The 11548-nt window shown below is 63.8% G+C and carries 12 protein-coding genes, 1 tRNA gene and 1 pseudogene; all 14 read left to right on the forward strand.

Annotated elements, in window-relative coordinates; genetic code table 11:
* Positions 1–129 (forward strand): annotated as a pseudogene (locus tag QTH97_RS22585) (branched-chain amino acid ABC transporter substrate-binding protein); the annotation flags it as partial.
* 19 nt (positions 130–148) lie between these two features.
* Complete coding sequence (locus QTH97_RS22590) at positions 149–1315, forward strand: pyridoxal phosphate-dependent aminotransferase (protein WP_286570710.1); 1167 nt, start codon at positions 149–151, stop codon at positions 1313–1315.
* A gap of 186 nt (positions 1316–1501) precedes the next feature.
* Positions 1502–1768, forward strand: a complete 267-nt coding sequence (gene rpsO, locus QTH97_RS22595; RefSeq protein ID WP_007837783.1) for a 30S ribosomal protein S15 — start codon at positions 1502–1504, stop codon at positions 1766–1768.
* Between the two features lie 206 nt (positions 1769–1974).
* The gene (gene pnp, locus QTH97_RS22600; RefSeq protein ID WP_286570711.1) at positions 1975–4284 is read left to right on the forward strand and encodes a polyribonucleotide nucleotidyltransferase; all 2310 of its coding nucleotides are present in this window, start codon (positions 1975–1977) and stop codon (positions 4282–4284) included.
* A gap of 84 nt (positions 4285–4368) precedes the next feature.
* On the forward strand, positions 4369–5367 hold the full coding sequence (locus tag QTH97_RS22605; RefSeq protein WP_286570712.1) for an NAD(P)H-quinone oxidoreductase: 999 nt from the start codon (positions 4369–4371) through the stop codon (positions 5365–5367).
* Positions 5368–5378: 11 nt separating this feature from the next.
* A complete protein-coding gene (gene tpiA / locus QTH97_RS22610) occupies positions 5379–6128 on the forward strand; it encodes a triose-phosphate isomerase (protein WP_286570713.1) in 750 nt (249 codons plus the stop codon).
* A gap of 37 nt (positions 6129–6165) precedes the next feature.
* Complete coding sequence (gene secG, locus QTH97_RS22615) at positions 6166–6594, forward strand: preprotein translocase subunit SecG (protein WP_286570714.1); 429 nt, start codon at positions 6166–6168, stop codon at positions 6592–6594.
* Positions 6595–6714: 120 nt separating this feature from the next.
* Positions 6715–6799: transfer RNA gene (locus tag QTH97_RS22620), tRNA-Leu, on the forward strand.
* A 59-nt stretch (positions 6800–6858) separates the two neighbouring features.
* Positions 6859–7218: an NADH-quinone oxidoreductase subunit A gene (locus tag QTH97_RS22625; RefSeq protein WP_028248911.1), complete on the forward strand. Its 360-nt coding sequence runs from the start codon at positions 6859–6861 to the stop codon at positions 7216–7218.
* Positions 7219–7233: 15 nt separating this feature from the next.
* Complete coding sequence (locus QTH97_RS22630; RefSeq protein ID WP_012748606.1) at positions 7234–7713, forward strand: NuoB/complex I 20 kDa subunit family protein; 480 nt, start codon at positions 7234–7236, stop codon at positions 7711–7713.
* Between the two features lie 13 nt (positions 7714–7726).
* The gene (locus QTH97_RS22635) at positions 7727–8335 is read left to right on the forward strand and encodes an NADH-quinone oxidoreductase subunit C (RefSeq protein ID WP_286570715.1); all 609 of its coding nucleotides are present in this window, start codon (positions 7727–7729) and stop codon (positions 8333–8335) included.
* A gap of 88 nt (positions 8336–8423) precedes the next feature.
* Entirely contained in the window at positions 8424–9677 is a 1254-nt protein-coding gene (locus tag QTH97_RS22640) for an NADH-quinone oxidoreductase subunit D (protein ID WP_286570716.1), read from the forward strand.
* Positions 9678–9686: 9 nt separating this feature from the next.
* Positions 9687–10202, forward strand: coding sequence for an NADH-quinone oxidoreductase subunit NuoE family protein (locus tag QTH97_RS22645; RefSeq protein ID WP_286570717.1), 516 nt, complete (start codon positions 9687–9689; stop codon positions 10200–10202).
* Positions 10202–11542 carry an NADH-quinone oxidoreductase subunit NuoF gene (gene nuoF, locus QTH97_RS22650; RefSeq protein WP_286570848.1) on the forward strand — a complete coding sequence of 447 codons (1341 nt, stop codon included), beginning with the start codon at positions 10202–10204 and terminating at the stop codon, positions 11540–11542. The genes QTH97_RS22645 and nuoF overlap by 1 nt, the downstream gene beginning before the upstream one ends.
* The last annotated feature ends 6 nt before the right edge of the window (positions 11543–11548 follow it).

The raw sequence follows: 11548 nt of genomic DNA on the forward strand, positions 1-11548 counted from the left end.
ATGGACAAGCAGGGCACGCCCGGCGTGAAGTTCGACGTCGAAGGCTCCGGCTACGGCTTCCGCGTCGTGAAGACCATTCCCGCCAGCCGCGCCGAAATGCCCAGCAGTTGCCAGATGCAGCGCCCCTGAACCCCAAGGAAAAAGTCCGATGCGTGAAGCCATCCACAACCTCGAAGCCTCCAAGATCCGAGAAGTCGCCAACGCCGGCCTGGGCCGAAGCGACGTTCTCGCCTTCTGGTTCGGCGAGAGCGACGAAGTCACCCCCGAAGTCATCCGCCATGCAGCCATCGAATCGTTGCAGCGCGGCGAAACCTTCTATGCGCACAACCTGGGCCTGCCCGAACTGCGCGAGGCCGTCGCTGCCTACATGAGCGGCCTGCACCCGAAGATCGAGTCGTCGCGGATCGCCATCACCTCCGGCGGTGTCAGTGCGCTGATGCTGGCCGTGCAGGCGCTCGTCGATGCGGGAGACGAGGTCGTGGCCATCACCCCGGTGTGGCCCAACCTCACCGCTCAGCCGGCAATCCTCGGCGCAAAAGTGCGCTGTGTGCCCCTGGTGCCCAAGGCAGGGCAGTGGACGCTCGACCTTGCAGCGCTGCGCGCCGCAGTCACGCCATCGACCAAGCTGCTCATCGTCAACGCGCCGAACAACCCGACGGGCTGGACGATGACACGGGCCGAGCAGCAAGCGATCCTCGACCATTGCCGCGCCACCGGCACCTGGATCCTTGCCGACGAGGTCTACGAGCGCCTGTACTTCGAGCCGACCCCCAACCGCTGCGCGCCCAGCTTCCTCGACGTCGCGGCGCCCGAGGATCGCCTGGTGGTCGCCCACAGCTTCTCCAAGAGCTTCCTGATGACCGGCTGGCGCCTGGGCTGGCTGGTGGTGCCTCCAGCGCTGATGGACGGCATGGGCAAGCTGATCGAGTTCAACACCTCGTGCGCCAGCGTCTTCACCCAGCGTGCCGGCGTCGCCGCACTGGCCCACACCGAGGAAATCACCCCCAAGATCGTCGCGCACCTGAAGTCCTGCCGCGACACCCTGGTTCCCTTGCTGGCCGACATCCCCGGCGTCGAGGTTGCCCCCGCCCGCGGCGGCATGTACGCCTTCTTCAAGCTGGACGGCTTCGATGATGCCCTCGACGTCGCCAAGCGCCTGGTGGCCGAAGCCGGCCTCGGCCTGGCCCCTGGCAACGCCTTCGCGCCAGAGGCGCAGGGCTGGCTCCGCTGGTGCTTCGCATCCAAGGACAAACAGCGCCTGGTGGACGGCGTCGACCGCCTGAAGCGCTGGCTGGCCGCGCAGCAGAAGTCGTGAAACACCGCTGATCCGGCTCCGCCGGTCCGGCGTTGTTGCCCCCGGCAGGAGTGGTGCGAAGCGACACGAAGTGCGCGCAGGCTGGGCGCGAGCTATAATCCCAAGGCTTTGCATGCCGCAAGGCGCACGGTGCGCGCAGTTCCAGCACACACCGCAAGTCAAACATCCCGGAACAAGGAAAATCAAATGATCGCAGCCTCCATCAAGGCCGAAGTTGTCAAGGACAACGCCCGTGCCGCCAACGATACCGGTAGTCCCGAAGTGCAAGTCGCACTGCTGACCGCCCGCATCAACGAACTCACCCCGCACTTCAAGACGCACGCCAAGGACCATCATGGTCGTCGCGGCCTGCTGCGCATGGTGAGCCGCCGCCGCAAGCTGCTGGACTACCTCAAGTCCAAGGACGCCGACCGCTACACCGCGCTGATCGCCAAGCTGGGTCTGCGCAAGTAAGCCGAATCGCATGCAAGAACGCCTGGGTTAGTCCGCTAGCTCAGGCGTTTTTTACTTCGGAGCCGCCAAACAGAGCGAAGCTGTGTCATTCCAACGAGGTTCCCTTCGAGCTTCTCTGGAATGGCATCGTGTTCTGAAAAGCGCTCCGGCCCCGCGGGGCCTGTGACACCACAGGTCGAGCCGCTATCAAAAAACAGGAGCTGAACATGAGCCTCTTCAACAAAGTCACGAAGTCCTTCCAGTGGGGCGACAAGACCGTCGTCCTGGAAACCGGCGAAATCGCGCGCCAGGCGACCGGCGCCGTCAAGGTGGACATCGAGGGCACCGTGGTGCTGGCGACCGTCGTCGCTTCCAAGTCCGCCAAGCCTGGACAGGATTTCTTCCCCCTGACCGTCGACTACATCGAGAAGACCTACGCCGCGGGCAAGATCCCTGGCAGTTTCTTCAAGCGTGAAGCCAAGCCCAGCGAGCACGAAACGCTGACCAGCCGCCTGATCGACCGTCCGATCCGCCCGCTGTTCCCCGAAGGCTTCCTGAATGAAGTGCACGTGGTCATCCACACGCTGTCGCTCAACCCCGAAGTCGACGCCGACATCGCCGCGATGATCGGCACGAGCGCTGCCCTGTCGATCTCCGGCATTCCGTTCAGCGGTCCGATCGGTGCCGCTCGCGTCGGCTACATCAATGGCCAGTACGTGCTGAACCCAGGCCAGACGGCACGCAAGGATTCGCAGATGGATCTGGTCGTGGCCGGCACCGAAGCCGCCGTGCTGATGGTCGAATCCGAAGCCCTGCAACTGAGCGAAGAAATCATGCTCGGCGGCGTGGTGTTCGGCCATGAGCAAGCCAACATCGCGATCAACGCGATCCACGAACTCGTGCGCGACGCCGGCAAGCCGGTGTGGGACTGGCAGCCGCCCGCCGAAGACGAAGCCTTCGTCGCCAAGGTCAAGGGCCTGGCCGAGGAAAAATTGCGCGCGGTCTACCAGATCCGCAGCAAGCAGGCGCGCACGCAAGCCCTGCGCGAAGCCAATGCCAGCGTGATGGAAGCGCTGAAGGAAAGCGGCGAGCCCTTCGATGCCGGCAAGGTCAACGACCTGCTGTTCTCGATCGAATCGAAGATTGTCCGCGGCCAGATCCTGTCGGGCGAGCCCCGTATCGACGGCCGCGACACGCGAACCGTGCGCCCGATCGAGATCCGCAACAGCGTTCTGCCGCGCACCCACGGCTCGGCCCTGTTCACGCGCGGTGAAACCCAGGCGCTGGTCGTGACCACGCTGGGCACCGAACGCGATGCGCAGCGCATCGACGCACTGGCCGGCGAATACGAAGATCGCTTCCTGTTCCACTACAACATGCCTCCCTTCGCCACCGGCGAAGTCGGCCGCATGGGTTCCACCAAGCGTCGTGAAGTCGGCCATGGCCGCCTCGCCAAGCGCGCGCTGGTCGCTTGCCTGCCGAGCAAGGAAGAGTTCCCGTACACGATTCGCGTCGTGTCGGAAATCACCGAGTCGAACGGCTCCTCGTCGATGGCTTCGGTCTGCGGCGGCTGCCTCTCGATGATGGACGCCGGCGTGCCGATGAAGGCCCATGTGGCCGGCATCGCCATGGGCCTGATCAAGGAAGACAACCGCTTCGCGGTGCTGACCGACATCCTGGGCGACGAAGATCACCTCGGCGACATGGACTTCAAGGTGGCTGGCACGACCAACGGCATCACAGCGCTGCAGATGGACATCAAGATCCAGGGCATCACCAAGGAAATCATGCAAGTCGCCCTGGCGCAAGCCAAGGAAGCCCGCATGCACATCCTCGGCAAGATGCAGGAAGCAATGGGCGAGGCCAAGGCCGAAGTCTCCAGCTTCGCACCGCGCCTTTTCACGATGAAGATCAACCCCGAGAAGATCCGCGACGTGATCGGCAAGGGTGGGTCGGTGATCCGCGCGCTGACCGAAGAAACCGGCACGCAGATCAACATCGACGAAGACGGCACCATCACCATCGCATCGACCGATCCGGCCAAGGCCGAAGAGGCCAAGAAGCGCATCGAGCAGATCACCGCTGAAGTGGAGATCGGCAAGGTCTACGAAGGCCCCGTCACCAAGATCCTCGATTTCGGCGCCCTGATCAACCTGCTGCCCGGCAAGGACGGCCTGCTGCACATCAGCCAGATCGCGCACGAGCGCGTCGAGAAAGTCACCGACTACCTGAGCGAAGGCCAGATCGTGAAGGTCAAGGTGCTCGAGACCGACGAGAAGGGCCGCGTCAAGCTGTCCATGAAGGCCCTGGCCGAGCGTCCGGCCGGCATGGAGTTCAACGAGCGTCCTCCGCGTGAGGACCGTGGCGATCGTGGCGACCGCCGTGAACGCTCTGACCGCGGTGACCGTGGCGATCGTCCGCCGCGCCCTGAACGTGCACCGCGCTTCGAGAACAACGAGCGTGGCGGCGAGCAGGCCGAGCAACTGGCCGAGCAATTGCCGCTGCAAGAGTCGAACCGCGGCGACCATCAGGCCTGAAGACGAGCGGCGGCGGAGACGCTGCCGCACTTGTGGATCGAGCAATGCCCGCCTGACCGCGGGCATTGCAGCCTAGAGAAGAGCATGAAAGCCATTGAGATCACATCGTTCGGTGCCCCCGAGGTGCTGCGCATGGTGGAGCGTTCCGCCCCTGTGGCGGGCGAGGGTGAACTGCTGATTCGCGTGGCCGCCAGCGGTGTGAATCGGCCGGACGTGCTTCAGCGGATGGGCCACTATCCGGTGCCACCGGGCGCGTCGGATTTGCCTGGCCTCGAAGTGGCGGGCGAGATAGTGTCAGGCGACGCGAAGGCGCTGGCCGACGCCGGTTTCAAGATCGGCGATCACGTCTGCGCGCTGGTTGCGGGTGGCGGCTATGCCGAGCTGTGCGTGGCGCCTGTCGCGCAATGCCTGCCGGTTCCCAAGGGGTGGAGCGACGTCGAGGCGGCCACGCTGCCCGAGACCTTCTTCACCGTGTGGAGCAATGTGTTCGAGCGGGGCCGCCTGCAGAAGGGTGAAACCTTGCTGATCCAGGGCGGTTCGAGCGGCATCGGCGTCACGGCCATCCAGCTCGGCAAGGCGCTCGGTGCCACCGTGATCGTGACGGCGGGCAGCGACGACAAGTGCGAAGCGTGCCTGAAGCTCGGTGCCGACCACGCGATCAACTACAAGACCGCCGATTTCGTCGAAGAGGCCAAGCGCCTCACCGGCGGAAAGGGCGTCGACGTGGTGCTCGACATGGTGGCCGGCGCCTATGTGGCGCGGGAGGTCGAATGCCTGGCCGAAGACGGCCGGCTCGTGATCATCGCGGTGCAGGGCGGCGTCAAGAGCGAGATCAATGCGGGACTGGTGCTGCGCAGGCGGCTCACCATCACCGGATCGACCTTGCGTCCGCGGCCGATCGCCTTCAAGGGCGCGATTGCGAACGCACTGCGCGAGAAGGTTTGGCCGCTGCTGGAGAGCGGTGCGGTCAAGCCGGTCATTCACAGCAGCTTCGCTGCAGGGGGTGATCCGAGCGGTGCGACCCAGGCGCACGTCCTGATGGAATCGAATCAGCACATCGGCAAGATCGTGCTGACCTGGTGAACGAGACAGACATGACGAAGAAAATGCTGATCGCAGGCAACTGGAAGATGAACGGCAGCCTCGCTGCCAACGAGGCGCTGGTGAAGGCCTTGGTGGCGGGGGCGGCCGCGCCGGCTTGCGAAATCGCCGTGTGCGTGCCGGCGCCTTATTTGGCGCAGGTGCAATCGCTGGTTGCCGGGTCGCCGATCGCATTGGGTGCGCAGGATGTATCGACGCAGGCGCAAGGCGCTTTCACGGGCGAGCAATCGGCGGTGATGCTGAGGGAATTCGGCGTGCGCTACGCCATCGTGGGGCACTCGGAACGGCGTCAGTACCACGGCGAGACCGACGAGGTCGTGGCCGCGAAGACAGCGGCTGCGCTCGCCAATGGCATCACGCCGATCGTCTGCGTCGGCGAAACGCTGGCGCAGCGCGAAGCAGGGGCGACCGAGGAAGTCGTCAAGCGCCAACTCGCAGCAGTCATCCACGTCAATGGCCACTGCATCAGCGAGATCGTCGTGGCCTACGAGCCCGTCTGGGCCATCGGCACCGGCAAGACCGCAACGCCCGAGCAGGCGCAGGCCGTGCATGCGGTGCTTCGCGCGCAACTGCATCACGCCGCGAGCGACCATGCCGCGGGCATCCGGATTCTTTACGGCGGCAGCATGAACGCTGCGAACGCGGCAGAACTGCTCGCGCAAGCCGATATCGACGGCGGGTTGATCGGCGGCGCGTCCCTCAAGGCGGCCGACTTCCTGCAAATCATCGCCGCGGCCCGCTGAGACAGCGCGGCTGCCAACAATTTAGGAGTTAGAACGAATGAACGTGGTCCTCAATATCCTCGTGGGCGTGCAGATGCTCACCGCACTCGCGATGATCGGTCTCATCCTGGTCCAGCACGGGAAGGGTGCCGACATGGGCGCCGCCTTCGGCAGCGGCAGCGCCGGCAGCCTGTTCGGTGCCAGCGGCAGTGCGAACTTCCTTTCGCGCACGACGGCGGTTCTTGCCGCAGTTTTCTTCGCCTGCACGCTGCTGCTGGCCTACTTCGGCCACTCGCGGCCCGCGGGCGGCGGGAGCCTGCTCGAACGAGCCGCGGTCGGCACGCCTGCGCCGGCACCGGCGCCTGCCACTTCGGGGTCCGCAGCGGAGATTCCGTCGGGTCCGGCCCCCGCTGCCCCTGCGCCGAATGCACCGGCTTCCGCCCCGGCCGCACCCGCTTCGGGCGCCGCGCAGATCCCGGCCAAGTAATCGTGTCATCTTCTCTACAGTCGTCAATGAAAACGGCTGTTTTTCAGGGTAAACTCTAAAGCTGTTCCGGAAAGCCAAAACCTCTCGTAGGTTCCTCATGCCATCCGGGCAGCAAAAACCGCGGTCGTGGTGAAATTGGTAGACACGCTATCTTGAGGGGGTAGTGGCGAAAGCTGTGCGAGTTCGAGTCTCGCCGACCGCACCAAATCTCACCGGCAGGAATCAATGCTTCCTGCCGGTGGCAAGCGGTGATAGAACCCCCTGATGAACCTCGATTCCTACCTCCCCGTCCTGTTGTTCATCCTGGTCGGTGTCGGAGTCGGCGTCGCACCCCAGGTTCTGGGTTACATCCTCGGTCCCAACCGGCCCGACGCTCAAAAGAATTCCCCTTACGAATGCGGCTTCGAGGCCTTCGAAGACGCGCGCATGAAGTTCGACGTCCGGTACTACCTCGTCGCGATTCTCTTCATCCTGTTCGATCTCGAAATTGCTTTTCTCTTTCCGTGGGCCATCGCGCTCAAGGAAATCGGCCCTGTCGGCTTCTGGGCAATGATGATTTTTCTCGCCATCCTCGTCGTGGGCTTCGTCTACGAGTGGAAAAAGGGCGCCCTCGACTGGGAATGACAAGGAATCCGAAAAATGGCCATTGAAGGCGTCATGAAGGAAGGCTTCGTCACCACGACCTACGATTCGGTGGTGAACTGGGCCAAGACCGGATCACTGTGGCCCATGACCTTTGGTCTGGCCTGCTGTGCGGTGGAGATGATGCATGCGGGTGCCGCACGCTACGACATCGACCGCTTCGGCATGTTGTTCCGACCCAGCCCGCGCCAGTCCGACCTGATGATCGTTGCCGGTACGCTGTGCAACAAGATGGCGCCGGCGCTGCGCAAGGTCTACGACCAGATGCCCGAGCCTCGCTGGGTGCTCTCGATGGGCTCCTGCGCCAATGGCGGTGGCTACTACCACTACAGCTATTCGGTCGTGCGCGGATGCGATCGCATCGTGCCGGTCGACGTCTACGTGCCGGGCTGCCCGCCGACCGCCGAGGCGCTTTTGTACGGGGTGATCCAGCTCCAGCAGAAGATTCGCCGTACCAACACGATTGCGCGCGCCTGACGAGCACGAGACGATGACCGACTTTGCCATTTCTCCCGAGGCGCTGAAGACCCAGATCACCGAAACGCTTGGCACCAAGGCGAAGAGCGTCACGCTCGCGTTGGGCGAGGTGACGGTGGTGGTGAGTGCTGCCGACTATCTGGCGGCTGCGACCTTGTTGCGCGATGCGCCGGGCTGCCGCTTCGAGCAGCTCATCGATCTGTGCGGCATGGACTATTCCGGCTACCGCGAAGGCGAGTGGGAGGGCGAGCGTTTCTGCGTCGTGTCCCATCTGCTTTCCGTGAGCCTCAATCAGCGTGTCCGCCTCAAGGTGTTCGTGCCGAACGAAGACCTCCCGGTTGTCGATTCGCTGACCGGCGTCTGGAATGCCGCGGGGTGGTTCGAGCGCGAAGCCTTCGACCTTTACGGCATCGTGTTCGAAGGTCATGACGACCTGCGTCGCATCCTGACGGACTACGGCTTCATCGGGCATCCTTTCCGCAAGGACTTCCCTGTGTCCGGTCACGTCGAGATGCGCTATGACCCGGACCAGAAGCGTGTGATCTATCAGCCGGTCTCGATCGAGCCGCGCGAGATCACGCCACGCGTGATCCGCGAAGACAACTACGGCGGGCTCCACTGATCATGTGCCCCCACGTTCATCACTTTGTGTATTCACTGCCCCCCATGGGGGCGCAGCCCTCCCTTGGGATGGCCCGGCGGGAGGTCTGATGGCCGAAATCAAGAACTACACGCTGAATTTCGGGCCTCAGCACCCGGCAGCGCACGGTGTGCTGCGCCTCGTGCTTGAGTTGGACGGCGAGGTCATCCAGCGCGCCGACCCGCATATCGGCCTGCTGCACCGCGCAACCGAAAAGCTCGCCGAGTCGCGCACCTATATCCAATCGCTGCCGTACATGGACCGTCTCGACTACGTGTCGATGATGAGCAACGAGCACGCCTACTGCCTCGCGATCGAGCGGCTCATGGGCCTCGACGTGCCGATCCGTGCGCAATACATCCGGGTGATGTTCGCCGAGATCACGCGTCTGCTGAACCACCTGCTGTGGCTTGGCGCGCACGGCCTCGACTGCGGCGCGATGAACATGCTCATCTACTGCTTCCGCGAACGTGAAGACCTGTTCGACATGTACGAAGCGGTTTCCGGTGCGCGCATGCACGCGGCTTATTTCCGTCCGGGCGGCGTCTACCGCGACCTGCCCGACGCGATGCCGCAGTACAAGGCCAGCAAGATCAAGAACGCCAAGGCGATCGAGCGGCTCAACGAAAACCGCCAGGGTTCGCTGCTCGATTTCGTCGACGATTTCTGCAAGCGCTTTCCGAAGATGGTCGACGAGTACGAAACGCTGCTCACTGACAACCGGATCTGGAAGCAGCGCACCGTCGGCATCGGTGTGGTGACGCCCGAGCGCGCCCTCAACCTCGGCTTCACCGGCCCGATGCTGCGTGGCTCCGGCGTCGAATGGGATCTGCGCAAGAAGCAGCCCTACGACGTCTACGACCGCATGGACTTCGACGTGCCCGTCGGGAAGACCGGCGACTGCTACGACCGCTATCTGGTCCGTGTCGAGGAAATGCGCCAGGCCAATCGAATCATCCAGCAATGCTCCGCATGGTTGCGTGCGAATCCGGGTCCGGTCATCACCGACAACCACAAGGTGGCTGCCCCTGCGCGCGAGTCGATGAAGGCGAACATGGAGGAGTTGATCCACCATTTCAAGCTCTTCACCGAAGGTTTTCACGTGCCCGAAGGCGAGGCGTATGCCGCCGTCGAGCACCCGAAGGGCGAATTCGGTATCTATCTGGTGAGCGACGGTGCCAACAAGCCCTATCGTCTGAAGATCCGCGCACCCGGCTTCCCGCATCTGGCTGCGCTCGACGAAATGGCCCGCGGACACATGATTGCCGATGCGGTGGCCGTGATCGGCACGATGGACATCGTGTTCGGCGAGATTGACAGGTAAGAGAGCCCCATGAATTCCGAGACCACCCACAGCCCTCAGGCGTCGCTGTCGGCCGCGACGCTCGAGCGCTTTGCGCGAGAGGTTGCCAAGTACCCGCCGGCAGGAAAGCAGTCCGCCGTGATGGCCTGCCTCGCGATCGTGCAACAGGATGAAGGCTTCGTCAGCGAGCAACGCGAGCGCGAGATCGCCGCCTACCTGGGCATGGCGCCAATCGCGGTGCATGAGGTCACGACCTTCTACAACATGTACAACCAGCGGCCGGTGGGCAAGTTCAAGCTCAATGTCTGCACCAATCTGCCGTGCCAGTTGCGCGACGGTGCCGTGGCGCTGAAGCATCTCGAGAAGAAGCTGGGCATCACGATGGGCGAGACCACGCCGGACGGCATGTTCACGCTGCAGCAGAGCGAATGCCTGGGTGCCTGCGCCGATTCGCCTGTGATGCTGGTCAACGACCGCACGATGTGCAGCTTCATGAGCAACGAGAAGCTCGATCAGTTGATCGACGGCTTGAAGGGAGCGCAATGATGTCGCCCGAGCAAGTGCTTTCGCAGTTCCAGGCGACCGGTGTCCAGACCTGCTTTCACGACCGCCACATCGAGCCGCAGATCTACGCCGGCCTGAACGGCACAAACTGGCGGCTGGCCGACTACGAGGCGCGTGGTGGATACAAGGCCCTGCGCAAGATCCTGAGCGAAGGGCTGACGCCCGACCAGGTGATCGCCGAAGTCAAGTCGTCCGGCCTGAGGGGCCGCGGCGGCGCGGGCTTCCCGACGGGTCTCAAGTGGAGCTTCATGCCCCGCCAGTTCCCGGGCCAGAAGTACCTCGTTTGCAATTCGGACGAGGGCGAGCCGGGCACTTGCAAGGACCGGGACATCCTGCACTACAACCCGCACATCGTGATCGAGGGCATGGCCATCGCGGCCTACGCGATGGGCATCAGCGTGGGCTACAACTACATCCACGGCGAGATATTCCAGACCTACGATCGCTTCGAGGAAGCGTTGGAAGAGGCGCGCGCCGCAGGCTACCTGGGCGACGCCATCATGGGCAGCGGCTACAACTTCCAGTTGCACGCGGCCCATGGTTTCGGCGCCTACATCTGCGGCGAGGAAACAGCGCTGCTCGAATCACTTGAAGGCAAGAAGGGCCAGCCGCGCTTCAAACCGCCGTTCCCGGCCAGCTTCGGCCTCTACGGCAAGCCGACCACGATCAACAACACCGAGACCTTTGCCGCGGTGCCGTGGATCATCAACAACGGCGGAGTGGCCTACCTCGAGTGCGGCAAGCCGAACAATGGCGGCACCAAGATCTACTCGGTCAGCGGTGACGTCGAACTGCCGGGCAACTACGAAGTCCCGATGGGCACGCCGTTCTCCAAGCTGCTCGAACTCGCAGGCGGCGTGCGCAAGGGCCGCCAGTTGAAAGCGGTGATCCCCGGCGGCTCGTCGGCTCCAGTGTTGCCGGCGTCCATCATGATGGAATGCACGATGGATTACGACTCCATCGCCAAGGCGGGATCGATGCTGGGCTCCGGCGCCGTGATCGTCATGGACGACAGCCGTTCGATGGTCGAATCGCTCAAGCGCCTCTCGTACTTCTACATGCACGAATCGTGCGGCCAGTGCACGCCGTGCCGCGAAGGCACGGGCTGGCTGTGGCGCGTCGTGGATCGCATCCACAACGGCCACGGCAAGGCCACCGACATGGATCTGCTGAACTCTGTCGCCGACAACATCCAGGGTCGCACGATCTGTGCGCTCGGCGATGCGGCGGCGATGCCGGTGCGGGCCATGATCAAGCACTTCCGCCACGAGTTCGAGGCACTGATTCCGGGCTACGTCCCGAAGACGCCCGCCAAGGCCTGAGCGCAA

Origin of the sequence: Variovorax gracilis, from assembly GCF_030317115.1 — a bacterium.
In the GTDB taxonomy this organism is placed as follows: domain Bacteria; phylum Pseudomonadota; class Gammaproteobacteria; order Burkholderiales; family Burkholderiaceae_C; genus Variovorax; species Variovorax gracilis.

Excerpts from the sequence above, each read along its gene's own strand:
- QTH97_RS22590 (WP_286570710.1), top strand. The coding sequence starts at position 149 with ATGCGTGAAGCCATCCACAACCTCGAAGCCTCCAAGATCCGAGAAGTC.
- rpsO (WP_007837783.1), top strand. The coding sequence starts at position 1,502 with ATGATCGCAGCCTCCATCAAGGCCGAAGTTGTCAAGGACAACGCCCGT.
- pnp (WP_286570711.1), top strand. The coding sequence starts at position 1,975 with ATGAGCCTCTTCAACAAAGTCACGAAGTCCTTCCAGTGGGGCGACAAG.
- QTH97_RS22605 (WP_286570712.1), top strand. The coding sequence starts at position 4,369 with ATGAAAGCCATTGAGATCACATCGTTCGGTGCCCCCGAGGTGCTGCGC.
- tpiA (WP_286570713.1), top strand. The coding sequence starts at position 5,379 with ATGACGAAGAAAATGCTGATCGCAGGCAACTGGAAGATGAACGGCAGC.
- secG (WP_286570714.1), top strand. The coding sequence starts at position 6,166 with ATGAACGTGGTCCTCAATATCCTCGTGGGCGTGCAGATGCTCACCGCA.
- QTH97_RS22625 (WP_028248911.1), top strand. The coding sequence starts at position 6,859 with ATGAACCTCGATTCCTACCTCCCCGTCCTGTTGTTCATCCTGGTCGGT.
- QTH97_RS22630 (WP_012748606.1), top strand. The coding sequence starts at position 7,234 with ATGGCCATTGAAGGCGTCATGAAGGAAGGCTTCGTCACCACGACCTAC.
- QTH97_RS22635 (WP_286570715.1), top strand. The coding sequence starts at position 7,727 with ATGACCGACTTTGCCATTTCTCCCGAGGCGCTGAAGACCCAGATCACC.
- QTH97_RS22640 (WP_286570716.1), top strand. The coding sequence starts at position 8,424 with ATGGCCGAAATCAAGAACTACACGCTGAATTTCGGGCCTCAGCACCCG.
- QTH97_RS22645 (WP_286570717.1), top strand. The coding sequence starts at position 9,687 with ATGAATTCCGAGACCACCCACAGCCCTCAGGCGTCGCTGTCGGCCGCG.
- nuoF (WP_286570848.1), top strand. The coding sequence starts at position 10,202 with ATGTCGCCCGAGCAAGTGCTTTCGCAGTTCCAGGCGACCGGTGTCCAG.